This window comes from Candidatus Paceibacterota bacterium, assembly GCA_041660505.1.
Lineage (GTDB): Bacteria > Patescibacteriota > Minisyncoccia > Phycocordibacterales > JACRKE01 > JBAZWG01.
In genome coordinates this window covers 467,888-490,729 of the sequence record JBAZWG010000001.1, presented here as the reverse complement: position 1 = coordinate 490,729, position 22,842 = coordinate 467,888, and the positions used below count along the sequence as shown (strand labels likewise).

General features: G+C 48.4%; 23 protein-coding genes and 2 tRNA genes. 17 read left to right on the top strand and 8 right to left on the bottom strand.

The features are described 5' to 3' along the window. Positions 1-121 precede the first annotated feature (121 nt). The 6 genes from WC764_02595 (at position 122) to WC764_02570 (ending at position 3,760) form a co-directional block, all read left to right on the top strand. Entirely contained in the window at positions 122-1,408 is a 1,287-nt protein-coding gene (locus WC764_02595; GenBank protein MFA6006592.1) for a phosphoribosylglycinamide synthetase C domain-containing protein, read from the top strand. A gap of 3 nt (positions 1,409-1,411) precedes the next feature. After that, complete coding sequence (locus tag WC764_02590; GenBank protein MFA6006591.1) at positions 1,412-1,828, top strand: hypothetical protein; 417 nt, start codon at positions 1,412-1,414, stop codon at positions 1,826-1,828. A gap of 2 nt (positions 1,829-1,830) precedes the next feature. Beyond that, positions 1,831-2,313, top strand: a complete 483-nt coding sequence (locus tag WC764_02585; protein MFA6006590.1) for a hypothetical protein — start codon at positions 1,831-1,833, stop codon at positions 2,311-2,313. A 59-nt stretch (positions 2,314-2,372) separates the two neighbouring features. Further along, positions 2,373-3,092 carry a helix-turn-helix domain-containing protein gene (locus WC764_02580; protein ID MFA6006589.1) on the top strand — a complete coding sequence of 240 codons (720 nt, stop codon included), beginning with the start codon at positions 2,373-2,375 and terminating at the stop codon, positions 3,090-3,092. 15 nt (positions 3,093-3,107) lie between these two features. Next, positions 3,108-3,182 (top strand) — tRNA-Arg (locus WC764_02575). Positions 3,183-3,313: 131 nt separating this feature from the next. Then, positions 3,314-3,760, top strand: a complete 447-nt coding sequence (locus WC764_02570) for a hypothetical protein (GenBank protein ID MFA6006588.1) — start codon at positions 3,314-3,316, stop codon at positions 3,758-3,760. A gap of 44 nt (positions 3,761-3,804) precedes the next feature. Here the strand turns inward: WC764_02570 and rpsT are convergent, their stop codons facing one another. Continuing rightward, a complete protein-coding gene (gene rpsT, locus WC764_02565) occupies positions 3,805-4,065 on the bottom strand; it encodes a 30S ribosomal protein S20 (protein ID MFA6006587.1) in 261 nt (86 codons plus the stop codon). Positions 4,066-4,194: 129 nt separating this feature from the next. Here rpsT and ruvA point away from each other — a divergent pair, with 129 nt between their 5' ends. From ruvA to WC764_02535, 6 genes are all read left to right on the top strand, one after another. Then, a complete protein-coding gene (gene ruvA, locus WC764_02560; GenBank protein MFA6006586.1) occupies positions 4,195-4,782 on the top strand; it encodes a Holliday junction branch migration protein RuvA in 588 nt (195 codons plus the stop codon). A gap of 3 nt (positions 4,783-4,785) precedes the next feature. After that, a complete protein-coding gene (gene murE, locus WC764_02555) occupies positions 4,786-6,114 on the top strand; it encodes a UDP-N-acetylmuramyl-tripeptide synthetase (protein ID MFA6006585.1) in 1,329 nt (442 codons plus the stop codon). A gap of 65 nt (positions 6,115-6,179) precedes the next feature. Continuing rightward, positions 6,180-7,004 carry a bifunctional DNA-formamidopyrimidine glycosylase/DNA-(apurinic or apyrimidinic site) lyase gene (gene mutM / locus WC764_02550; GenBank protein ID MFA6006584.1) on the top strand — a complete coding sequence of 275 codons (825 nt, stop codon included), beginning with the start codon at positions 6,180-6,182 and terminating at the stop codon, positions 7,002-7,004. 71 nt (positions 7,005-7,075) lie between these two features. Further along, positions 7,076-7,276, top strand: coding sequence for a hypothetical protein (locus WC764_02545; protein ID MFA6006583.1), 201 nt, complete (start codon positions 7,076-7,078; stop codon positions 7,274-7,276). A 9-nt stretch (positions 7,277-7,285) separates the two neighbouring features. Beyond that, positions 7,286-7,774 carry an isoprenylcysteine carboxylmethyltransferase family protein gene (locus WC764_02540; protein ID MFA6006582.1) on the top strand — a complete coding sequence of 163 codons (489 nt, stop codon included), beginning with the start codon at positions 7,286-7,288 and terminating at the stop codon, positions 7,772-7,774. A gap of 115 nt (positions 7,775-7,889) precedes the next feature. Continuing rightward, entirely contained in the window at positions 7,890-8,645 is a 756-nt protein-coding gene (locus tag WC764_02535) for a hypothetical protein (GenBank protein MFA6006581.1), read from the top strand. Between the two features lie 4 nt (positions 8,646-8,649). Here WC764_02535 and WC764_02530 read toward each other — a convergent pair. Next, a tRNA-Lys gene (locus tag WC764_02530) sits at positions 8,650-8,722 on the bottom strand. 91 nt (positions 8,723-8,813) lie between these two features. Between WC764_02530 and WC764_02525 the strand changes: the two genes are divergently transcribed. Continuing rightward, positions 8,814-9,275, top strand: a complete 462-nt coding sequence (locus WC764_02525) for an RNA methyltransferase (GenBank protein ID MFA6006580.1) — start codon at positions 8,814-8,816, stop codon at positions 9,273-9,275. Here WC764_02525 and WC764_02520 read toward each other — a convergent pair. From WC764_02520 to WC764_02500, 5 genes are all read right to left on the bottom strand, one after another. Then, positions 9,264-11,645 carry a DNA polymerase gene (locus tag WC764_02520; GenBank protein ID MFA6006579.1) on the bottom strand — a complete coding sequence of 794 codons (2,382 nt, stop codon included), beginning with the start codon at positions 11,643-11,645 and terminating at the stop codon, positions 9,264-9,266. The two genes, WC764_02525 and WC764_02520, sit on opposite strands and share 12 nt — an antisense overlap. Position 11,646: 1 nt before the next feature. Then, positions 11,647-12,096, bottom strand: a complete 450-nt coding sequence (gene tsaE, locus WC764_02515; protein MFA6006578.1) for a tRNA (adenosine(37)-N6)-threonylcarbamoyltransferase complex ATPase subunit type 1 TsaE — start codon at positions 12,094-12,096, stop codon at positions 11,647-11,649. Between the two features lie 99 nt (positions 12,097-12,195). Continuing rightward, complete coding sequence (locus WC764_02510) at positions 12,196-16,281, bottom strand: hypothetical protein (GenBank protein MFA6006577.1); 4,086 nt, start codon at positions 16,279-16,281, stop codon at positions 12,196-12,198. 279 nt (positions 16,282-16,560) lie between these two features. Further along, positions 16,561-17,511: a hypothetical protein gene (locus tag WC764_02505; GenBank protein ID MFA6006576.1), complete on the bottom strand. Its 951-nt coding sequence runs from the start codon at positions 17,509-17,511 to the stop codon at positions 16,561-16,563. 180 nt (positions 17,512-17,691) lie between these two features. Then, positions 17,692-18,591, bottom strand: a complete 900-nt coding sequence (locus tag WC764_02500) for a hypothetical protein (GenBank protein ID MFA6006575.1) — start codon at positions 18,589-18,591, stop codon at positions 17,692-17,694. 172 nt (positions 18,592-18,763) lie between these two features. On the opposite strand from WC764_02500, the gene WC764_02495 reads away from it, so the two are divergent. Genes WC764_02495 through WC764_02485 form a run of 3 tightly spaced genes read left to right on the top strand, consistent with a single transcriptional unit; the run spans position 18,764 to position 20,953 of the window. Further along, positions 18,764-20,461: an ATPase, T2SS/T4P/T4SS family gene (locus WC764_02495; GenBank protein ID MFA6006574.1), complete on the top strand. Its 1,698-nt coding sequence runs from the start codon at positions 18,764-18,766 to the stop codon at positions 20,459-20,461. A gap of 44 nt (positions 20,462-20,505) precedes the next feature. Further along, on the top strand, positions 20,506-20,769 hold the full coding sequence (locus tag WC764_02490; protein ID MFA6006573.1) for a hypothetical protein: 264 nt from the start codon (positions 20,506-20,508) through the stop codon (positions 20,767-20,769). After that, a complete protein-coding gene (locus WC764_02485; protein ID MFA6006572.1) occupies positions 20,744-20,953 on the top strand; it encodes a type II toxin-antitoxin system HicA family toxin in 210 nt (69 codons plus the stop codon). Before WC764_02490 ends, WC764_02485 begins: the two co-directional genes overlap by 26 nt. Before the next feature lie 33 nt (positions 20,954-20,986). On the opposite strand, the gene WC764_02480 is transcribed toward WC764_02485, so the two are convergent. After that, on the bottom strand, positions 20,987-21,433 hold the full coding sequence (locus WC764_02480) for an NUDIX domain-containing protein (protein MFA6006571.1): 447 nt from the start codon (positions 21,431-21,433) through the stop codon (positions 20,987-20,989). 321 nt (positions 21,434-21,754) lie between these two features. On the opposite strand from WC764_02480, the gene ruvB reads away from it, so the two are divergent. Continuing rightward, a complete protein-coding gene (ruvB, locus tag WC764_02475) occupies positions 21,755-22,768 on the top strand; it encodes a Holliday junction branch migration DNA helicase RuvB (GenBank protein ID MFA6006570.1) in 1,014 nt (337 codons plus the stop codon). Positions 22,769-22,842: the final 74 nt, after the last annotated feature.

Here is a 22,842-nt window from a genome sequence, read left to right as displayed (position 1 = left end):
TATAAAAGACATTTTTACGCCTTCTTGTGTCCTTTAGGGCGCTTTTATTTTACTAGATATTCTATCGGACATGGCTTAATACTCGCTTCTTGCGGATTTATTTTGTATACTTTATGAACATATGGAAAAAAAGAGATTTTTATTCGTATCGCTCGATGGCCTCATTGGCGATATCGCTTGGCAATTAGTCAAGGAGGGCAACGACGTTAAATACTTCATTGAGCACAAGGAGGAGCGCGAGGTGTCTGACGGTTTCGTTGAGAAAATAGACGATTGGGAGTCGCACGTAGACTGGGCAGACGTCATAATCTTCGACGATGTGCTCGGCCAAGGCAAGAAGGCCAAGAAGCTTCGTGATGCCGGCAAGCTTGTCGTCGGCGGTACGCCTTATACCGATATGCTCGAGGACGATCGTAACTTCGGCCAAGAGGAGCTTAAGAAATACGGCGTTTCGATAGTCCCCTACAACGACTTCACTTCATTCGACGATGCGATAGCTTTCGTCCAGGCCAACCCGGGTAAATACGTCTTGAAGCCATCCTTGGAAGCACAAAACGTAAAGAGTATTCTGTATGTTGGCGAGGATGACGACGGCAAGGATATGTTGCAGGTCTTGAATGATTACAAGAAGGCTTACGCCAAGAAGATTAAGTCATTCCAGTTACAAAAGCGCATCGTGGGCGTAGAGGTGGCGGTTGGCGCATTTTTTAATGGCAAAGAATTCGCCTTGCCCATAAACGTAAACTTCGAGAATAAAAAGCTCTTCCCCGGTAATCTCGGCCCAAGCACGGGCGAGATGGGGACGTTTATGTTCTGGTCCGAGCCTAATAAAATTTACAACCAGACATTAAAAAAGATGGAAGCGAAGTTGGCGGAAGAACACTACTTCGGCTATATAGATATCAACTGCATTGTGAACGGCAACGGCATCTACCCGCTTGAGTGGACATCGCGCTTCGGCTACCCTACTATCTGTATTCAACAAGAAGGCATCACTATGCCGATGGGTGAATTTTTCTACGAGCTCGCGGCCGGTACGCTCACCAAGTTCAAAACTAAAACGGGCTTCCAGATCGGCGTGCGCATTGTCGTGCCGCCATTCCCCTTCACCGACCCGGAGACGTTCAACGTTAAGTCCAAAGACTCTGTCATTCTTTTCAACAAGCCGACAGAAGGCGTGCATATAGAAGATGTTAAGTTAGAGAACGGCGAGTGGCTCGTCACGGGTACCTCTGGCGTCGTCCTCATTGTCTGCGGTACTGGCCCGACAATGAAACAAGCACAGGCACAAACGTATTCCCGCATCAAGAACATCATGATCCCCCACATGTACTACCGCACCGACATTGGCGACAGATGGTTCGAAGACTTCGACCGTCTGCACTCTTGGGGATATTTTAGAGAATAATATATGCATGAGCGCACCACAATACTAGAGGTTATAATCACTGTCGTTACCATATTAATTATCGCAATAATCGCGCCTTTGATTTGGCGCCGATACGCGACAGAGTCGCACGACATCCGCCGAGTTGGCGCCGCGACAGAACTCCAGCGCTCGCTTAAGAATTATTTTCTTTCCCACAGCACATATCCGATAGTAACACCCAAGGAGAATGTGACGGCCGGCAGTAACGTCATCACCGCTCTCACGAACGATTTCTTCCTTATCCGAACACATCCGCCCATCGATCCGGAATCTCCTAAATATGACATTACTTACCTTTCCGATGGCAAGACCTATGAGATTACCTTCTGCCAGCTTGAGTTCGTTCAGAAAGGATATTCACTTGGCTGTGAGAATAAACTATATCCCCTCTCGATATAATTATGCCGGAACAAGAAAACATCGAGCGGATAGCAGAAAAAATCTCCTGGCAGACGCAAGAGTACGAGTTCGTGCATAAAACTAGCGAGTGGTATTGGGTCGTGGGCATAATCGCCGCGGGTATCGCTATCGCCTCGCTCTTCTTCGGCAACATCCTTTTCGCTGTCTTAATCATAGTAGCAGCTTTTACAGTTATGCTCTTCGGTGCTCGCCCGCCTCAAACGGTACACTGCGAGCTTACAAACCAAGGGCTTAAACTTAACAACGAATTTCACTCATTTAAATCGCTCGAATCTTTCTGGATTTATCTGCAAACGCCGGCGAGCATCATCTTCAAATCCAAGAAGATGCTCTCGCCGTACATTATTATTCCCCTAGAATATCTTAATCCGGACAACACCCGCGCCTTTATTCTCAAGCATTTACCCGAAGAAGAACATCAAATCCCCTTCGCGGAGTTACTCTCGCGGCGACTGGGCTTTTAATGCTCCTGGCAGGAATCGAACCTAGATACTGACAAATATTTGTAGTATACTATGTTCAAATGGCTGGCAATAGATATTCAGATGAGGTTAGGAAAGAGGCCGTTCGTCTGCATAAGTTAGGGAAACCATACTCGGAAATTTCTGAAATTTTAGGCGTTTCCTCAAAAGGCACTCTTTCCTACTGGCTTGGTTCTATCACTGGATACAAAAAAGACTCCAAGAAACAGAAAGACCATTTGGCCCGTGTCCGCCCTCTTGCATTTGCAGCCCTGAGGCACCGAACCGAAGTTCAAACACAAGATTGCACCAATAAGGTTAAGAAGATTATTGAATCTGGAAGTGAAAACTTTAGTGATTTGTTCTACCTTAAATCACTACTCTCAATGTTGTACTGGGCAGAAGGCGCAAAAGGGACCGGCGGAGGCGGGATTAAGTTTGCGAATACTGACCCCGTAATGCATCGTCTTTTCATTACCCTGTTGCGCAAAGTTTATATCATAGATAACGCCCACTTCTCCATTCATCTTCATCTCCACTATTATCATAGTATTACTGACGCAAAAAAATTCTGGTCGGAAGTGTTGAGTGTTCCCCTAGAAAGATTTAAAAAACCATATTTTAAAAAGCGAAGTGTGACGAAACGATATCGCAAAAACTTTAAAGGGATTTGCTACGTGTATTACGGCGACAGCAATATTCGGCGCGAATTACTCGAATTAGGAACTCAATTAGGCCACACTCTTACCTCTTCCCGAGAGCCAAATTTTATGGTAAAGTAAGCAAATTGTTTCACCGCTCCCGTCGTTCAATGGACCGGACAGATCCCTGCGAAGGATCAGATGCAGGTTCGATTCCTGCCGGGAGCACCAAAAATTTTAGGCTTTAGAAACTCGGTTTTCTCTTGAGAAACCGAGTTTCTGTTTTCCGCTTTTCCCCACCCTACCCTTGCAAATTTCGTGGGGGGGGTAAAGTGAGGTGCATATTAGGTAAATAAATACTTATGGGAATCGAAGATTCTTATGATTCAAACGAGGAACACTCGGTGGAAGATTTGATGGAAAATGACAGCCGGAAGTTAGAAGGTATGGCGGATGACTTAGAGAATGTAGTAAAAACACTGGAGCATCTAGATAGAATGGGCCTGAATCTAAGTTCGGTGATTACCGAATTACAAAGTAGGCCGTTGGCAAAGATAAATGATGCACTCATAGGCAAAACATTGCAAGAGAGCAAGGGGAACATGGAGAAGTTGCAGGATTGGGTCAATCATAAAGAGACAGAAGTAAGGCAGTCAGAGGCACGGGTAAACGATATGCCGGTAATAATGGAACCGGGATTTAACAAGGAGAGTTGGCTAAGAAATCAGAGGAACTTTTTAGAAAGGGATAAAAAGAGATTAAAAATTTTGGTGGCAGCATTAGCTAAGAGCAAGGAGGGGGAGGTATAAAAAACAAAAAGGACCCTATTAGGGTCCTTTTTGTTTTTTTAAATTTATTTCGCGCTGACTAGTCTGGCTAGGCGAGATTTTCGGCGGGCGGCGGTGTTTTTCTTAAGTAGCCCGAGCTTCATTGATTTGTCGATTGCCTGATAGGCCTTGGGGAGGAGCGCTACAGCGGCCTTAAGGTCTTTCTTGGCCACCAATTTCTCTATGTCTTTGCGGACATCGGTGACGCTTTTCTTGTGCTTCAAGTTGACCTCGTGCTTGCGCTTGGAGTTCCTGATAGCCTTTTTTGCTGATGCGGTGATTGCCATAATCCCGAAATACTACCAGAAAACATGGCTAAATGCAACTTCCAGAGGTTCGACCTTTTTGATGCTTAAGGTCGAACCTCGAAATGCACAGTTTTTGTTAAAAAGGCAACCTTGGTGTAGTATTACATCATGATTGCGCAGATTGAGGGAACTGTTCTGAATATTGAAGAAAAAGCGGCTGTTATCAGCCTTGGCGGCCTTGGTTTGCGGGTTTTCTGCCTGCCGGAGACATTAGCAACCCTGCAATCGGCCAAGGATCTAGGCGAGCCGGCCCGGCTCTTTACTTATCTCGTCGTTCGCGAGGATGCGCTGGATCTTTACGGCTTCTTGACGACCGACGAGCGAGCATTATTCGAACTTATAATAAGCATCTCTGGCATCGGCCCCAAGAAGGCGCTGGCCGTGCTCTCTGCCGCTCCCGCCACTACCCTTAAGCGCGCCGTTCTATCTAACGACGCTTCATATCTGACGAAAGTCTCCGGTATCGGCAAAAAAATCGCGGATAAAATCGTACTGGAGCTCAAAGATAAAATAACAAGTCTGGGCGGAGATTTGGCCGATAGCCCGCTTATGAATGAAGATAGAGACGCGCTTTCTGCTTTGATAGCGCTCGGTTACGCGCACACAGAGGCGCGAGAAGCATTGCAAAAAGTCCCGGCAGACGTGACCGGTCTTAATAAACGTATCAAAGAGGCCTTGAAGCAAATTGGTAAATAATTTATGGATACCGATGAAAGCCTGAATAGATTTAGGAAGTTCATACCCGAGAAGCTTTTCCGGGCCGGCCAGCCTATTTACCATTATCTTTTGGCTGTCTGGGGTGCCGCTCGTTACAAATTCCCTTCGCGCAAAATAAAAGTGGTGGCGATAACGGGCACCAAGGGTAAGACAACGACGGCAGAACTGGTCTCTGCGATATTAGAAGAAGCTGGCTATAAAACCGCTCTAGCTTCTACCCTGCGCTTCAAGATTGGTAAAGAGTCCGAACGCAACATGTTCAAGATGACGATGCCGGGCAGATCGTTCCTGCAAAATTTCTTGCGCCAAGCGGTTGAGGAGAAGTGCGACTGGGCGGTTGTCGAGATGACCAGTAACGGCGCCCAACAGTTCCGCCATAAGTTCATCTCGCTCGATGCATTAATATTTACGAACATCTCCCCGGAACATATCGAGTCGCACGGCTCGTATGAAAATTATCTGGCCGCCAAGCTCGCCATCGCCCACTCACTCGAGAAATCATGGAAGAAGAATAAAGTCTTGGTGGTGAACAAAGACAGTCAGGACTCTGACAAATTTTTAGCTATTAATGTGCCCCAAAAGGTGGCTTACAATATCGGCGATGCCAAACCATTCACCCTCAAAGAAGATTCTTCAGAATTAAATATTTTTAGAGAAAGAATTGTGACGAAACTCGCCGGCGAGTTCAACGCTTACAACATCTTGGCCGCCGCCATGTTCGCGAAAAGTCAGGGTATCGCACCGGACGTTATTAAGCGCGCCATCGAGAAGTTCCAAGGCGTCCCGGGCCGGCTGGAGAAAGTGGTTATCGATCCATCGCGCTTCCCCGAGGAGGTGCGCGCCAAGTTCCCTGCCGGTCGCATCGAGCCGCCTTATACTGTAATAGTGGACTACGCCCATACTGCCGACTCTTTAGAGAAGTTATATAAAGTTTTCCCTAATTCACACAAGATTTGCGTGCTTGGCTCGTGCGGGGGCGGGCGGGATAAATGGAAGCGTCCACAGATGGGCAAGATAGCGGCAGAATATTGCGATACAATCATTCTGACCAATGAAGATCCGTATGACGAAGACCCGCAAACGATAGTTGAGGAAATAGCAAAGGGTATGGGCCGCCGCAAATATCGCATCATAATGGACAGACGCGAAGCGATAAGAGCGGCAATAGCCGAGGCGAAGAAAAATAATGTGGTCTTAATCTCCGGCAAAGGCACCGACCCGTACATCATGGGCACGAATGGCACTAAAGAACCATGGAGCGACTACGAAGTAGCGCAAGAAGAAATATTGCGTGCGATGAAACTTACTTAGATCAAAGATTAAATATCAAATATCAAAATTTTGAACTTTGATTTTTGAGTTTTTATATAACCATTATGCCGGAACTGCCTGAAGTACATACCACTGTTACAGGGCTTAATGCGGTGTTGCCCGGGCTTGTTATTACTGACGTTTGGACGGGCTGGCCCAAGCAGATCAAGGGTCACAATTTCAAAGACTTTAAGAAATTACTGATAGGCAAAAAGTTTCTTTCAGTATCGCGTCAGGCGAAAAATGTTTTAATTCATCTCTCCGGCGGAATGACCTTGCGCGTTCATATGAAAATGACCGGCCAACTGCTCTTCGACCGACCGAACTCTAAATATATTCACCAGAGATTTTTCTTGTCGAAAGGGCACGAGCTTTCTTTCTCCGACCTGCGTAAATTCGGCCGAGTCGAACTTATCGAAACTTCTAAACTTCATGAGCACGAGACACTTAAAACACTCGGCCCCGACCCTTTTGATAAAAAACTTACGTTGAAAGTTTTGCTCGCGCGTTTATTACGCCGACCGAATCTGCCTATCAAACTCGCCCTGCTGGATCAGACTATAATATCCGGTATCGGCAATATCTACGCCGATGAGTCGTTATGGGACGCAGGGATTATCCCGACGCGAAAAGCAAAAGATGTATCCCCAGCAGAATCCGGTGCGATATTAAAATCAATGCGCAAGATTCTGACTAAATCGATTAAACTCGGCGGTGATTCTAAATCAGACTACCGCAATATCTACGGCGAGAAGGGCGGCTTTCAAAATCATCATATGGCATATCGCATGACGGGCGAGGCGTGCAAAAAGAAGGGCTGTGGTGGTATAATAAAGCGCATAGTATTAGGCAGTCGCTCAACACACTTCTGCCCGAAGCACCAGCATTAAACGGAATTGAGGAATTTGAGAATTAAAGATCTTAAATTCCAAAATTCTTTATTCAATAATTCTGTTAAAATATGAACGAGGCCGGAGCATTTTTATTGGGATTCGTTGCGCTAATGATCGCAATGTTCTTCGTCTGGCTGGCTATCGGCGGCCCGGCCAAGTATGAACGTGAACATCCCGGCGCCTTCCTCACCTCCCCCGCTCCACTAGGCACAGGCGAATCGTTCGGCACACTCCTCCATCCGCTTGCCTCTTCGACAAATACGCAATAGAATACACATATGGACAACGAAACTCATCAACCAAATACTCATCACGACGTACCTCACGTGAAGATTTACCCGCCCGTCGTCGTCACTGCGACCATCGCTTTCGGCCTCCTGATGCAGTTCCTCTTCCCCTTGCCGGTCATTGCATCTTCGTTCTTTAGAGGCATCGGCTTTATGCTTACTATCGGCGCAATGCTTATCCTCTGGTGGTCGGATGTAACATTCAAAAACGTCGGTACTCATTCCAATCCGACACGCGCGACCACTGACTTGGTCATAACCGGCCCGCATGAATACAGCCGTAATCCAATGTATCTTGCTTTTCTAATTTTGACCTTCGGTATCGGGCTGTGGGTTGGGACGCTCTGGCTTATTATTCTCGATATTGCTCAATACGCCATCCTCGACTATTTGGTCGTAATCCCGGAAGAACATTATCTCTCGCGCAAATTCGGCGAGCGCTACAAACGATATACAGAAAAAGTTCGTCGTTGGCTATGAAAAATAAAATTGTGCGTCTCGAGAAACTTGCGAGCGCGGTCGGCGCGAACACGAGGAATTTTTCAGCAGAAAAATATCCGTGTTCTCGTGATGCAGCAAATTTATTTTTCATACTATGATTACGATTTTTTACGGTTCCGATCGGGACAAAGTGCAGGCCAAGGCTCGTGTTCAGCTCGACGAACTCGTCAAGAAACAACCGGATATTCAGGTCGTCCAGTTCGAGGCGAGCGAAGAAAATGCCGAAAAAATAAAAAATTTCGCGGCAAGTACAAGTCTCTTTGGCGAGACATATCTCATTTTGTTGCGCTACTTTTGCGAGACTGCGACAGGGCGTGAACTGCTCATCCATCTAATCCCCCATCTGCAAACGTCGTCGCACGACGTAATTATTGTAGACGGCTCGTTGACCAAAGAACCACTCGCGAAACTGGAATCTGCCGGCGCCAAGCTTAATAAATTCATGAAAGCAGAGCCGGCAGGATATGCCGGCGCGCGCGAGGTCAAAGTGTCTCATCCGATCTTCGCCGGTTACAACATCTACCGCTTTAGCGACGCCTTCGGCCTGCGAGATAAGAAAAAGCTGTGGGTCGAGTACGAAACGGCGCTTACCGCCGGCTTGCCAGCAGAAGAATTATTTTGGAAGCTGACATGGCAGCTCAAAAATATGCTTATGGTTGCCAAAATGACGCCGATGGATAAAAGCTCTTTACAGGACTGGCAGATTCGCAAAATAAAACCCTTGCTTAGAAATTATCGCGCAGAAGAACTACCCCATCTGTCATTGAAGCTTATTAATATCTACCATAAAGCCCGCAGGGGTCTCACCGATTTCGAAACATCGTTAGAACGCTTCGTGCTGGAACTCTAGTTTATGCGCTCGGGGGGAATCGAACCCTCGACCATCTCCTTAAAAGGGAGCTGCTCTACCAACTGAGCTACGAGCGCGAAGTTTCGAAATAATACCAGTTTTAGACCCGCTTGTCTATTCTTGATTTTACTGTATTATTCTCTAATTCCTAAATTCTTTAATTCTGTCATGATCCTCATTCTTCATAACATCCGCAGTGTTTATAACGTCGGGGCGATATTCCGCACCGCAGATGCTGCCGGGGTTTCTAAAATATACCTGACCGGCTACACCCCATCCCCATTAGACCGCTTCGGCAGTATACGAAAGGATATTACGAAGACGGCATTAGGCGCCGAGAAGTCTGTTTCTTGGGAACAACACCCCTCCCTATCCTACGCGATAGCGCAACTTAGGGAGGAGTGTTTTAATATCGTCGCGCTTGAGCAAGCCGAGAATTCCGTAGACTATAAAACCTTCAAATCGTCAGGAAAAACGGCTTTAATAATCGGCGAAGAGAGATTCGGCATCACGCAAGACATCCTAGACCAATGTGACAGCATTATAGAAATCCCGATGAAAGGAAAGAAAGAATCGCTCAATGTGTCCGTGGCCACCGGCATCGCCCTGTTCAGAATTCTAAATATTTAGTTTCTTCATCTCGCCCCAGCTTGGGCCTTTGGAAACGTTGGCTATTATCGGGCATTTGATGTCTGACGCCGTTTCCATCGCTTGTTTAATAACTTTCGCGACTTCTTCTACCTTTTCTTTTTTCACTTCATAGATCAATTCATCATGAACTTGCAGGAGAAGCTTCGCGTCGTCGTGTAAATGTGCTTTCTTTAATTCGTGTTCCGCTTTGATCATCGCGAGCTTGATAATATCGGCGGCGGTACCTTGGAGCGGTGCATTGCCGGCCATCCTCTCCTCCATCGCCCGGAGCTGGGGCATACGGGAGTTGATATTCTTGAAGTATCGGCGCCTTCCATAGAGAGTCGTCGTATATTTAGTATGTTTGGTCTCGGCCAGAATATTATCCAGATATTCACCCAGCTGTTTAAACTGCTCGAAGTAAGCGTCATGGAATTGCTGGGCCTCTTCGCGCGTAGTGCCCAAGTTGGTCTTAAGCGCATTCACGCCCATACCGTAGATGATGCCGAAGTTGATGACCTTGGCCTTGCGCCTCATCTCGTGATCCACTTTATCCGGCGGGACGCCGAAGACGAGAGATGCCACCGAGGCGTGCACATCCCCGCCTTCTTTGAATATCTTAAGTAATTTCTCATCACCCGATAGCGCTGCCGCTACGCGCAACTCTATCTGCGAATAATCTAGCGCGAGAAGTTCCGTCCCTTTGGGTGCAATGAAGGCCTCACGTATCGCCCGGCCAAGCTCGGTCTTTATCGGGATGTTTTGCAGATTCGGGTTATTCGAAGACATTCTGCCTGTCGTGGTGCCGGCCTGCACGAGTGTCGTATGTAATCTGCCTTCTTTATCCAAGAGTTTGGGTATAGCGTCTATATATGTCGAGAGAAGCTTTTTGTATTCTCTGTATTCTAGAATTTTATTGATTATCGGGTGCAGGTCCTTGAGCTTGTCTAGCTCTGACTCCTTGGTTGAGCGGGCGCCGCCGGCAGTCTTCTTAAGCCCCTTCACCTCAAGCTTGAGCGTATCGAAGAGCACCTCGCCCATCTGTTTCGGCGAGCTGATGTTAAACTCCTTGCCAGCTAAATCATGAATCTGCTTCTCTAATCGCGCCGTATGAATGTGATACTCTTCCGACAAGTCGGCGAGTTTCTTTTTACTCACCAAGATGCCGCACTTCTCCGCCGCGTCAATGATTGGAACAAGCGGCAACTCAATATCGTTTAAAACTTTCTCGAGCTTGGCCTCATGAATTTTCTTCATGAGCACGGCCTCGACTTCACCAACGTCACTAACACCGGCAACTTCCAGAACTTTCTCAATTTCCGGATCGGTCGCGCTGGAGTCAACGAGCCATGCCATTATCTGGAGCTTTTTAAAGTTGGGAGGAGTTGGGAGTTGGGAGTTGGGAGTTGGGGAATTCACCCTATCTCCTGTTCCAGCAACCGCCTCTCGTATCCGCCCCGCCAAAGTCCGGAAGCTATACTGCTTGCACATTGCCTCAACCTTTTCAATATCAACTCCCTCTCGCCAAGTCTTCTCCGGTAGTTTAAAATCAATCGGCGCGTCATCGCGGATTGTCGCCAGCATCTTGGAGAATAACGCCTCATCTTCGTTGGTCTTGAGCAGGCCGATAATCCGCTCTTTGATTCCCGCCTCGAGCAGTTCGTCGTGATGCGTCTTCGCCTTCTTCATTATATTTTCTATCGTGCCAAACTTCTGAATTAATTCTTCTGCCGTCTTCTCGCCAATCCCCTTAACGCCGATGATATTATCGGAAGCATCCCCGCGCAAGCCTTTATAATCCGGTAAGAGCTTGGGCTTAAAGCCGAATCTTTCTTCTACCGCCTTCTCATTATATATAACTGTATCGTTCAATCCCTTTTTTAAAGTATAGACCACCACATCATCGTCTTTCACCAGTTGCAAAGTATCCATATCGCCCGAAGCAATAATAATCTTGCACGCCGAGGTGAGTCCCCCAGAGAGAGGTCTCTCCTCGGCGACCTTCTTCACGATCGTGCCCAACATATCGTCCGCCTCGAAGCCGGGATGTTCATAGACCGGTATACCTAGCGCCTCGGCCACGCCTCTTGCCACTTTAAGCTGTGATATCAAATCATCTTCTGTCTTCGCTCGTGTTGCTTTGTATTCTTTATATTCCTCGTGCCTGAATGTCGGCCCCGGCAAGTCGAAGCAGGCGGCCACATAGTCCGGCTTTAGATCTTTGATGGCCTTAAGCACGAAGGCGACGAAGCCGTAGAGCGCGCCGGTCGGCTCCCCATTCTCGCTGCGGAAGTCCGGAAGTGCGTGATATGCCCGATGCAAGATCGCGTGCGAATCTAGGAGTAGTAATGTCTTTGTTTCTTTTTTCATATTAGTTTGGTAATTCTATCTCGCGCGTAGTCTCATCGATGAATTTGAATTTTAGCGGGATGGCATGTTCGGGCAGGGCGCTTGTTACAATGTTCGGCCACTCAATGAAGACGATATTATTCGGGTCGGCGAGCGTCTCATTAAATCTTAGTGCGCTCATATCGCTTCCCTCGCCTAGTCTGTATGCGTCTATATGAATAATATTTTTCGATAAATCTGGGATTTCATAACGCTTTTGGATTACAAAAGTGGGACTCGTTACATGATGCTTAACGCCTAGCGCTTTTGCAACACCTTGCACGAATGCCGTTTTGCCAGAGCCGAGGTCGCCATGCAGAGCGAAGATGAGACAGGAGTTGGGAGTTAGGAGTTGGGAGTTGGGGAGACGCGAAACAAAATCAGCAGCAAGTTTATGGGTCTCTTCCAAACTTTTGGTCGTATGCTTCGCCATAAGGCTAATCATAGCGCAAAATGCGAAAAACAAAAGCCCCGAATTAACGAGGCTTTTGTGCAACTTTCAACTTTATAACTTTTTACTTTCAACTCTTTATTACACTGTCGCGGGCGGATGGCCTTTGCCTCCCTTATAATCGCTCAAGATGCGAGTAATTATGAGGATAATTATTAGGAACAAGAGAATGAAGGCAAGCCAACCGAGTAAGGATGAGGGGAGGAAGCTGCCGACACTTACGGCGCTTGCGGTGTTAAGCTTCGTGCTCTCGGCCGAGATCGGCGTATTAACAGTGGCCAGCACATCGGGCTGTTGGACACCTTGAGTGTCCTGGAAGCTTGCGTTCGCAGTGAACGTAATCGGCTGGTCTTTATTAACCTTCGAATCTACTTTGAGAGCAAGGCTTATGGTACCGTCCTGCTTGGGGTTGAGCCCGCCGACAGTAAGATTCACCATGCCGTTCTGTGTTTGGATATTCTGATGGTCGGAGCTGACGAAAGTCGTACCTTGAGGAACAGACATTCGCAAGTTCAAGTTCTGAACCGGTGCACCGTCAACGTTCGAGTAACGAACGGTGTAAGTGATGTTATCGCCCGGCGCAACATTAGCTTTGTCGGCTGTGATCTCAAGCTTTATCGGTGTTATAGTGATGCAGACTTGTGTGTCGTTGGATGCGTAGGTCTTGCCGTTCACATAGATTTGGGCATTGTTCGTCACGACGATGTTGTCGGCGATATCGCGGGCGAGAACTTGGATCATGAAGGTGTGACCTTCGCGCGGACCAAGCTGGCGCGACCATTGGACCATACGCGTACCTGCATTATAGGTACCGCCTTCCGAGGCATTCTTGAAGGCAAGGATCGGCGCGAGAGTGTCTGTAATAACAGCGTTGCTTGTGGCCGACCAGCTCGGATTCATAACGGTAATAGTGTACTGGATGGTGTGGCCCTCGCGTGCGCAGACGTAGGTCTTGGTACCGCACGGGAATGAGATATCGTCAACAGTCTTCGTAATAACTTCGCCGGATTTGACCGGCACATAATTAGCGACGGCTACCGTAACTTTCGGTGCAGGAGGAGTGATGATTTTCGGCGGAACGTATGTTACGGCCGGGGTGAGCGTGGTGAATGAGAGTATCTGACCGCGAGCCGTCTGGCCTTGAGTATTCTGTGTCACCGCGCGGAAGTAGTAAAGTGTATGAGCAGAGAGGCCGGTCACAGTCGTATAGTAACCGTTTGATACACCAGAACCCAGATTGAGCTGAAGGGTTGTCCGACCCAATGAAGGTGTCGTCCCCCACTCGAACCAGCCATTAGCTTGCACGTTGTTCATAACCGCACTTGCATTTAAGCGGGCAGAAGATGTTGTGATGTTAATTGCGGGATTGGTAGCGACCGTAGGCTGTACCGGCGGCTGGAACTGGAAGTATGTTTGAGTAACGAGCCCGGTTGTCGAGAATGGTACAATACTGCCGTAGACCGTACCTGTCTCATTAGAACGAGCCGCTGCGCGGAAGTAGTAGAGCACGCCCGACTGGAGACCGTAGATGTTGTCAGAATAATTACCCGAAGCATATGACTGATACTGCTGTGAAGTTTGCTGCCCGAGAGACTGTGTTGTTCCATATTCGAACCAGCGAGTCACGTTGGTTGCCCCGTTATTATAGATAGATCCGTTCAAGGTTGCGCCGTTCGTACTGATGCCGGTTGCAGTATTGGTCGTAGCCGAAAGAGTCGCCGTTTGCTGATAGTTATTATAATAAGTTGTACCCAGTGTTTGAGCTGTCAGGATCGCGCCATAGACTGTGCCTGTCTCGTTCGAGCGAGCAACTGCGCGGAAGTAGTAGTTCGTCGCCGGCTGGAGGTTATAGGCTTGGGAGGAATAGTTGCCGTTGCTTGCATATTGCTGATATGTTGTCTGGCCGAGGCTCATGGTCGTACCGTACTCGAACCACTCATTCATATTCGTAGTATTGGTGCCGGCAACATAACCGTTGAAGGTCATGCCGTTCTGGCTTATGCCGGACGCGCTTTGAGTAGTCGCGGCAAGCGTCGAGTTGTTTTGCTGTTGGAAATTGGTTTGGAAGGAAAGCGTGTTACCGAAGATCGTGTTCGCCGTACAATTCACATCGGTCGAACGCACGTTAGCACGAACGAAGTACGTCGTGTTAGGCAGTAAACTATTTAAGAATCCCGCGAACGATGCCCCACTGCCTCCCTGTTGAACGGTCGACTGACCGAATGCGGCAGTAGTGCCGTATTCGAACCAGTTCGTGTATGAACCGGCCGGAGTCGGGCTTACCGTACCGCTTAGTGAGGCACTGTTCAATGTAATGTTTGTTGGCTGATTGGTGAATACTGATGTTGGGCAGACGGCCGAAACCTGACCGCTCTGGAAGGTCAAGATGGAGCCGTAAACCGTACCCGTCTCATTCGAGCGAGAAGCGGCACGGAAGTAGTAAGTGGTGTTGGGCTGTAAATTAAATATAGAATCAGAATATGAGCCCTGGCCGAATTGCTGGCTTGTGGATTGGCCGAGAGCGAATGTAGTGCCGTACTCGAACCAACGAGTGACGTTGGTGACGTTAGTGCCAGTATCGGTACCATTGAGCACGGCCGAGTTCTGGGTCATGCCTGATGCAGAGTTAGTTGTCGCCACAAGAGAAGACGTTTGTGTGATCGGCTGGGTCTGGAAGGTTAAGATCGATCCATACACCGTGTTCGTCTCATTCGAACGACCGGCGGCGCGGAAGTAATATGTAGTGTTCGGCTGGAGATTAAATACAGAATCGGAATATGACCCCTGGCCGAATTGCTGGCTTGTGGATTGGCCAAGAGCGAATGTTGTACCATACTCGAACCAACGTGTGACGTTGGTAACATTTGTGCCGTTAGCAGAACCGTTCAACATCGCAGAATTTTGTGTGGCTCCCGTTGCCGAGTTAGTGGTTGCAACAAGCGATGATTGCTGTATCACCGGCTGGGTCTGGAACTGGACTGTGTTGCCGATTATAATTTGATTATTGCAAGCGAAATCGTTCGAGCGCACATTGGCACGGACGAAATAGGTCGTGTTTGACGTAAGGCTAAATACAGAACCGCTGAAGCCAGCGCCGTTCCCTGACTGTTGGAATGTCGACTGGCCGAATGAAGGCGTCGTGCCGTACTCGAACCAGTTTGTGTATGAACCGGCCGGAGTCGGGCTAACCGTACCGGTAAATGAAGCACCGGTCTGTGTGATGTTGGTCGGCTGATTAGTAAATGCCGTGGCCGGACAAACGGCAGGATTGCCGACAGTTTGGAATGTCATGATACTGCCATACACCGTGTTCGTCTCATTCGAGCGAGCGGCGGCACGGAAGTAATATGTAGTGTTCGGCTGTAAGTTAAATACGGAATCGGAATATGACCCTTGGCCGAATTGCTGTGAGGTTGATTGGCCGAGAGACTGTGTCGTCCCCCACTCGAACCAGCGCGTCACGTTGGTCACATTTGTTCCGTTCACAGAACCATTTAACATTGCAGAGTTCTGCGTGAGGCCCGATGCCGGGTTAGTGGTGGCAGTGAGGGAAGCCTGCGGAGCCACTGTCTGGCTGACGATAAAATCGACATCAAGCGTCCCTTGACTAAAGTTCCACGCTTGACCCGGAGCAGAATTAGGATTATCAATAGGAACCGTTCCAACCTGTAGACCCTGGCTGAATACTTCTGATCCCGATTGGCCATTTAACAATGGGCGGGGTGAGTTGTTGTGCAAACTGTTTTGGTCCGGGTACCAACGCATAGAACCGGCATATGTCAGAGTGTGCTGTTGACCGTCGCTGAAAGTAATAATGCTCGAACCGCTCGCGGTGTTCGCGTTAGACGCCGATACCGAGCCGCTGATTGTGACTGACGATTGCGGACCATTCGGAACATTCATGCGGAGTATCGTGTTCTGTGCCGCATCGGTACCCGAATTGTGATAATAAATTTCCACGGTAACCATGTCCCCTCCGCGCGCTGTTGTTGATGGCCCCCATGCGGTATTGGAATTCGGATTTTGAGTCGCATTCAGAACAGCCGTAGTTGTGAGGTCGTTCGACGCCGTGTTAAAAGACGCGGCAGAGGCAACGGCTGGCGTGGCGATGAGCGCCAAGGCAACGAAAAGCCCCTGAACAAACTTGTTCCGGATTAATTTGGTCATAATTTTATTATTATTTTTACTCATAATTAAGCTATACAACTACCACTAATGTCATAACTTGTCAAGCCTTTCTCTGGACACCGCTCGACATTGATCGGTGCACGAATTATGCCTATTCTCGCCATAATTCCTACCCTCATCAATGTGCTCAAATGCAGTGACATACATTTAAGCCGTAAAGATCAAATTCTCCTTTCGTTTTTCGTTCTGTATTCTTCCCTATCAGGGTCGCCTCGTTGAGTCGTTGTCACACGAACTCAACGAGGCGACCCCTTAACTTCAGTGGCCCGGACCGCCGAATCCTCGGCCTCCGGCGCCACTGCCCCCGAAGCCTCGACCGCCGGAACCTCCGGTGGAAACTCCACCGGTGCCCCGGCCACCGGCGCCACCAGTGCCACCGCCGCCGAAGCCTCGCCCACCGGATCCGTCCGACACTATCGGCCGGTAGTATCCGGGCTGGTTCTGCACCTGCGGCGGATTCGGCAACGTGATGTTCACGTTGCCACCCTGCTGGTTGACCTGCCCGGGGGCGAAAACCTGCGAGATTGGCGGGGCAAAGTTTTGCGACATTACGTTCGGTGGCGTTTGATAACCGCCGAACCCGCCACCCATTGTTGCGCCCATACCAACCGGAACCGGTACTTGCTGTTGTTGGTAGTAGTATGGGACTCGCTGCTCCCTCGCTGGTAGCGTGCGGGTTTCGTAAACTACCCTATCGGGGGGTTGGAGTTCCGTCACGTGGTGACGGACCCACCGGAGCACTTGCTTGGTCTTGACGCGATGCTTGTAAACGTTAAAGCATCGCAGGTCGACCGATATTACTTCTTCGCCTCCCTTGAGTGTCTTGGGTTCATTGGAAAGAACCCAGACGCCGATTGGGATTTCCTTCCCGTCTCCCCATGTGATCTTCCCAGTTGTAGGATTAACTCCTGCAACCGCCGAAGCCTCGATGGATTCGGTCACCTGAAGCAGTCTCCAAGCCCTGAACCCGGCAACGGTTGTACCCGTCTTGGACAAAAAGTCCTCGACGGTCACCTTGGGTTGGAGGGGGTTGGCTGTGGCTCGACCATCTGTAAAATGCAAGATGGCTCGGGCTCGGGCGACAACCTCTTCGTTGCTCCGCCCATCGCAATTCCACCACTCTGCCGCAATCGGCAAGAGCGAGGCGTTGGCGGAAACGGCGGCGAGAACAAAAAACGAAACCGGAACGATGGAAATGATCTTGCTCATGAGTGCTCCTCCTTAAAGGGGCTGTAAAGTTGGACTGGTACTTCTAGCCTTATTTAAGGCCACAAGTACTAGCCCAACCCGCACCATGATTAACTGGGTATAATTATACAGTAAAATAATATTTTGTCAAGATACAAAAACACCCCGTGTCGGGGTGTTTTTAAGGCTTCTGATTATACTTTAGTCTGCCCAGTTAGTGATCTCGTTGCCGTAGTTTGAATACCCGCTGGTATATCCCCCGCCACTCCAGTTATCTATCTCGTTTCCGTAGTTGCTGTAGGGAACACTGACATATTCCGGCGTGTAATAATCGTACGACCTGACAGGTTGATACGAACTGTACGTCGGAGTCGTGTAGTTAGAGTAACCGTAGTTGTTCCCTGCGTTGTAGTAGCTATTGCCGTAACTGTTATTGCTATAACTATTATTTAACAACGAACCGAGCAATGAGCCGAAGAATTGGGCACCGGATGACGGCGTGGTGTAATTCGAATATGTCGGATACGAATTGTAACCATAGTTAGAGTACGCAGGAGATGTGATGGCGCCGTAGTTATACGGAACAGTGTTGTAGTTCGAATATGCATTCACCCCGCTCACATAACCGTAATTATTCGAGGCGTTATACGGGCTTGTGTAGTAGTTGGAGTAGTTCGGCGTCTGGGTGTTGGTGTTCGCGTTGGTATAATTAACCGTTACGTTATAATTGGTCGGCTGGGTGGTTGTTTGTGCAGTTACCCAATACCCCGTTGCATGGCCGGACGTATCGCAGATCACGTAACCGCCCTGACGAGTATCGTACTGATTACAGCCAACGGTCGGCAATTCTGTAGTCGTAGTTTGCTGGCCGTTCGTATTGATTGTGTTTGTATTCGTATTGGTATTGGTATTGGTATTTGCGTTCGTATTATTCGTAGTCGTGTCGGGAATAGGGTTATTATTCGCATCGCACTGGCCATAATAGCCAAGAGTCGGATCGAAGGTACCGCACGCCGTTGTGCGCGCATAAGCCGGTGCAGCAGTGAGCGCGCCGATAGCCAGACCGAGAAAAACGCCTGTAAATATAGTGATTTTTTGCATAATTTTTTCTTTAAATTTAGTGAGTGTATTATACACTATGCACTTATTTTGTCAAGTGTTTCATCCCCCTCTCCTCCCGCCGGCCAACGCCTGGCACTGGCGGGCAGGTCGGGGAGGGGCAGGGGTGGGGTTGTCCACTTCGTTCATTATAATAGTGTGTTAGGCTTGAAGTATGGCGCAATTTAATGACGACCTAGGCACTAAAAAGATTACAGAGCTCCATCAAGAGGAGGCGGAAGAGCTGGCCCAGATGCTTGCCGGCAAATACTCTATTCCCTACGCCGACCTCTCTAAATTCTCTATTAATACGGACGCTCTGCGCTCTATTCCGGAGGCCGAGGCACGGGCGGCGAACGTCGCCGCCTTCCAGCTCGTTGGCCGCAAGCTCGAGCTCGCTATCCTTACCCCCAACAACCCTCATCTGCCGGAGATAATGGAGAATTTGAAGCGCAATAAGTACGAGGTCGGCCAGCATTTGGTCTCTAATGTCTCGCTCGAACGCGCATGGGAAAGGTACAAGGAGGTATCGGAGGCGACGGTCACGCGCGCAGGGCTTATCGATATCGCCGGAGACCGGATGATGGAGTTCGTTGATAAGCTCAAGTCGCTCAAAGCCCTCGAAGTGACAATTGAAGAGATTATTTCTTCGGCGAAAGAGAAGAGTCATGGCACTTCACTCGTTTTCGAAGCGATTCTCGCCGGCGCCATTTCTCTCTCCGCATCAGACATCCATATCGAACCGGAAGAAGGCAATGTGCGCGTGCGTTATCGTATGGATGGCGTGCTCCATGATGCCGCTTATATCGGTAATGACACTTATCATCTGATCATATCGCGCATCAAGCTTGTCTCGGGAATGAAATTAAATGTGAAGCTAAGCGCACAGGACGGCAGATTCTCTATCACATTATCTGACAATACATTAGAAATCCGCGTATCCGTATTACCGGGCAACTATGGCGAGTCAGTGGTGATGCGTATCTTGGATCCTAAGTCCTTGGCCATCAAGCTTTCCGACATGGGTATCGAGCCGCATCTCTATGAAGTCATCCAGCACGAGATAGCCAAGCCGAACGGTATGATACTGACCACCGGTCCGACGGGCTCCGGTAAATCAACGACTCTCTACGCGTTTCTGAATCAAGTCAACGAGTCCGGCACGAAAATCATTACTATAGAGGACCCAATCGAATATCACTTGAAGGGTATTTCACAGACACAAGTTAATGAAGAGAAAGGATATACATTTCTGGAGGGACTTAGATCTGCGCTCCGCCAAGATCCCGACATTATAATGGTGGGAGAAATCCGCGACAGTGAGACGGCCAAGATTGCCATCAACTCGTCCTTGACCGGCCACTTGGTATTCTCGACACTGCACACCAACAATGCCGCTGGCGCTATCCCCCGTCTCATAGACCTCGGCGTTAATCCTAAAGTTATCAGTTCTGCATTAACTTTAACATTGGCCCAGCGCTTACTCCGCCGACTTTGCAGTGAATGCAAGATAATGCGCGAACCGACAGTAGACGAGAAAAAAGTTATCGATGAGACACTTGCCTCTATAGATTCGTCATGTAAGGTGCCGATTCCGGACAAAAGTAAGGTTGGCGACGTAGGGCCGAATAAAGCATGTGAAAAGTGCGCGGGGATAGGATATAAAGGGCGCATCGGCGTCTTCGAAGGTATCTTAATGACCCGCGCCGTAGAAGAGACGGTCATCAATAATCCGAGCGAGCGCGATATCAAAAAAGCGGCCGCGCCCGAGGGCATCCTCGATATGCGGCAAGACGGCGTGATAAAAGTATTGCAAGGCGTAACCTCGATGGCCGAACTCGGCCGTGTCGTCGATCTTTACAATCTGACGTAAGAGGCTCGTTTGAAGTACGTCACTATTTCTGCTAGGATGAGCATATGAAGTTACTGACCCAGCAATATGTAGAAAATAGACTCGCCCAGGCTGCTTATGAATATGATAAGGCGGTGAAGGCGTGGGTTGGCTGGATTGACTCTGTCCCCGGCGTAATTGCGCAGGCAAAAACGCTTGAAGGCGTACGTAATGATCTTGCAGAAATACTCGAAGAACGTCTGATTGCCTCTCTTCGCCAAGGCACAAATCCAAAGAAACTGGGTTCTGAATTTAGCCACCTCAATGTCAAAGCCTTTGCCGCGGCGTGAGCTGATTCGACGATTACGCGCAAACGGATTTACCGGCCCCTTTAGCGGTGGCAAACACGAGGAAATGGAACGCGGTGATTTAAGGGTGACTATCCCCAATCCGCATACGGGCGACATCTCCGGAATACTTATTGAAAAAATACGCAAGCAGGCGGGAATTTCAAAAAAGGATTTTGAGAAATGAAACAGCCCCAGTCTTCTCACTCGACCACGTGGTCTAGAACACACTAATGTATCTGACTTCGTCGGAAAGAAGTTTCCCTGCCATAAAATCGTCGCCGAAGCTTTTCGGCATAATACATACAGTGTCACTAGGACTCACCCAAACTATCTCATCAAGTTCTTGGGCATGAGAACGGGCTAGCTTTTCACAACCGACATAATCTATCCCGTTTTTTATTTCGAAAAATGCTTCTACGTACTGCTTCCCTTTTTCTTCCTCAACGAACGTACTGATATAAAGCAATCTTCCTATTTCTGGCTTAACTCCGAGCTCTTCAATCATTTCTCTGGATACGCATTGTTTTAAATCTTCTCCATATTCTAAGTGTCCGCCCGGAAGAGCGACGTAGTCCATATTCCCCGCATGCCGAACTGTCAGCAATTGACCATCGTGCAAAATAACTGCGCGAACCTTGATGACAATTTTTTTATCTTTTTCCATAAATAAATTTTACCCCAAAAGACACCTGGTGTCGAACGCGCTACATATCCACTTCAACCTCAATGATTCTGTGCTAGGCTGGACACGAAGTTTAGAGCGTATAAATCTCTAAGCAACTCTTGATACTCAGGGAGCATCAAGTTAGACTAGTTCCTAGGGATAACTCCAGCAAGCTTCCGAAGAAGCGAACCAGAGTGTCCTCTGAAACTAGTCCGATAGGCTCGCACCTTATTGCTTAGAGATTTGTGCGCTCTAACGAAAAAATTTTCTGTTTACAAAGACAAAAACGTAAGTACTCCATACTAGCACACGGATAAAATCATGTCAAGTGACGAAATCACCATAAAATCAGACGACCGATTCTTGGATAGCGCCCTGCGCCCATCCACTTGGGATGAGTACGTGGGTCAAGAGACTATCAAGAATAATCTGAAGATACTTTTGCGCGCGGCCAAGGAGCGCCAACATCCGCCGGAGCACTTATTATTTTACGGCCCGCCGGGTCTCGGCAAAACGACGCTCGCCTATCTCATCGCCAAGGAGATGGTAGCGCAGATAAAAGTCACTTCCGGTCCCGCTATCGAGAAAGTCGGCGATGTTGCCTCAATACTCACCAATCTTTCTGCTGGCGATATTCTCTTTATAGATGAAATTCATAGACTTCATAAAAGTATCGAGGAAGTTTTATATCCCGCCATGGAGTCCGGGTCTCTCAATATTATTATCGGCAAAGGTCCGTCAGCGCGCACGATACAGCTTGACCTACCGCCCTTTACTTTAATTGCCGCAACGACACAAGCGGCTCGGATTTCTGCGCCTTTGCGTTCGCGATTCTCGGGCGGGACATTTCATATGGAATTTTATACAGAAACCGAGATTGAACGCATCATCAAGCGCTCGGCGAAAATATTAGGCGTAGAGCTCGAAGAAGGCGGGGCGAAAGAAATTTCTTCACGAAGCCGTAAGACTCCGCGTATCGCCAATCATTTTCTCAAACGCGTCCGTGATTTCGCTCAAGTTAATAAAATTCCGCTTAATATGAAGGCGGTAAAGGAGGCACTCGCATTGCTTGAAATAGACGAGCTCGGCCTTGGCACAACCGACAGAAAAGTTTTATCGACGATGATAGAAAAGTTTGCCGGTGGGCCAGTAGGCTTAAGCACTATAGCCGCAGCAATTTCTGAAGAAGAGGCAACAATAGAAGAGGTCAACGAGCCGTATCTACTGCAAGAAGGTTTGATAGAAAGAACACCGCGCGGTCGTGTCGTCACAACTCGCGGGTATGTACATTTAGGATACGATGTGCCAAAATCGAGACAAGAAAAGCTATTATAAACAGAATTTAAGAATTAAGGAATTTTGGAATTAAAGATCTAAAATTCTTACATTCTCAAATTCTATAATTCTGT

What these genes read in the sequence shown, in the direction of transcription:
- WC764_02595 (MFA6006592.1), top strand. Translation starts at nt 122, where the DNA reads ATGGAAAAAAAGAGATTTTTATTCGTATCGCTCGATGGCCTCATTGGC.
- WC764_02590 (MFA6006591.1), top strand. Translation starts at nt 1,412, where the DNA reads ATGCATGAGCGCACCACAATACTAGAGGTTATAATCACTGTCGTTACC.
- WC764_02585 (MFA6006590.1), top strand. Translation starts at nt 1,831, where the DNA reads ATGCCGGAACAAGAAAACATCGAGCGGATAGCAGAAAAAATCTCCTGG.
- WC764_02580 (MFA6006589.1), top strand. Translation starts at nt 2,373, where the DNA reads ATGGCTGGCAATAGATATTCAGATGAGGTTAGGAAAGAGGCCGTTCGT.
- WC764_02570 (MFA6006588.1), top strand. Translation starts at nt 3,314, where the DNA reads ATGGGAATCGAAGATTCTTATGATTCAAACGAGGAACACTCGGTGGAA.
- rpsT (MFA6006587.1), bottom strand. Translation starts at nt 4,065, where the DNA reads ATGGCAATCACCGCATCAGCAAAAAAGGCTATCAGGAACTCCAAGCGC.
- ruvA (MFA6006586.1), top strand. Translation starts at nt 4,195, where the DNA reads ATGATTGCGCAGATTGAGGGAACTGTTCTGAATATTGAAGAAAAAGCG.
- murE (MFA6006585.1), top strand. Translation starts at nt 4,786, where the DNA reads ATGGATACCGATGAAAGCCTGAATAGATTTAGGAAGTTCATACCCGAG.
- mutM (MFA6006584.1), top strand. Translation starts at nt 6,180, where the DNA reads ATGCCGGAACTGCCTGAAGTACATACCACTGTTACAGGGCTTAATGCG.
- WC764_02545 (MFA6006583.1), top strand. Translation starts at nt 7,076, where the DNA reads ATGAACGAGGCCGGAGCATTTTTATTGGGATTCGTTGCGCTAATGATC.
- WC764_02540 (MFA6006582.1), top strand. Translation starts at nt 7,286, where the DNA reads ATGGACAACGAAACTCATCAACCAAATACTCATCACGACGTACCTCAC.
- WC764_02535 (MFA6006581.1), top strand. Translation starts at nt 7,890, where the DNA reads ATGATTACGATTTTTTACGGTTCCGATCGGGACAAAGTGCAGGCCAAG.
- WC764_02525 (MFA6006580.1), top strand. Translation starts at nt 8,814, where the DNA reads ATGATCCTCATTCTTCATAACATCCGCAGTGTTTATAACGTCGGGGCG.
- WC764_02520 (MFA6006579.1), bottom strand. Translation starts at nt 11,645, where the DNA reads ATGAAAAAAGAAACAAAGACATTACTACTCCTAGATTCGCACGCGATC.
- tsaE (MFA6006578.1), bottom strand. Translation starts at nt 12,096, where the DNA reads ATGGCGAAGCATACGACCAAAAGTTTGGAAGAGACCCATAAACTTGCT.
- WC764_02510 (MFA6006577.1), bottom strand. Translation starts at nt 16,281, where the DNA reads ATGACCAAATTAATCCGGAACAAGTTTGTTCAGGGGCTTTTCGTTGCC.
- WC764_02505 (MFA6006576.1), bottom strand. Translation starts at nt 17,511, where the DNA reads ATGAGCAAGATCATTTCCATCGTTCCGGTTTCGTTTTTTGTTCTCGCC.
- WC764_02500 (MFA6006575.1), bottom strand. Translation starts at nt 18,591, where the DNA reads ATGCAAAAAATCACTATATTTACAGGCGTTTTTCTCGGTCTGGCTATC.
- WC764_02495 (MFA6006574.1), top strand. Translation starts at nt 18,764, where the DNA reads ATGGCGCAATTTAATGACGACCTAGGCACTAAAAAGATTACAGAGCTC.
- WC764_02490 (MFA6006573.1), top strand. Translation starts at nt 20,506, where the DNA reads ATGAAGTTACTGACCCAGCAATATGTAGAAAATAGACTCGCCCAGGCT.
- WC764_02485 (MFA6006572.1), top strand. Translation starts at nt 20,744, where the DNA reads ATGTCAAAGCCTTTGCCGCGGCGTGAGCTGATTCGACGATTACGCGCA.
- WC764_02480 (MFA6006571.1), bottom strand. Translation starts at nt 21,433, where the DNA reads ATGGAAAAAGATAAAAAAATTGTCATCAAGGTTCGCGCAGTTATTTTG.
- ruvB (MFA6006570.1), top strand. Translation starts at nt 21,755, where the DNA reads ATGTCAAGTGACGAAATCACCATAAAATCAGACGACCGATTCTTGGAT.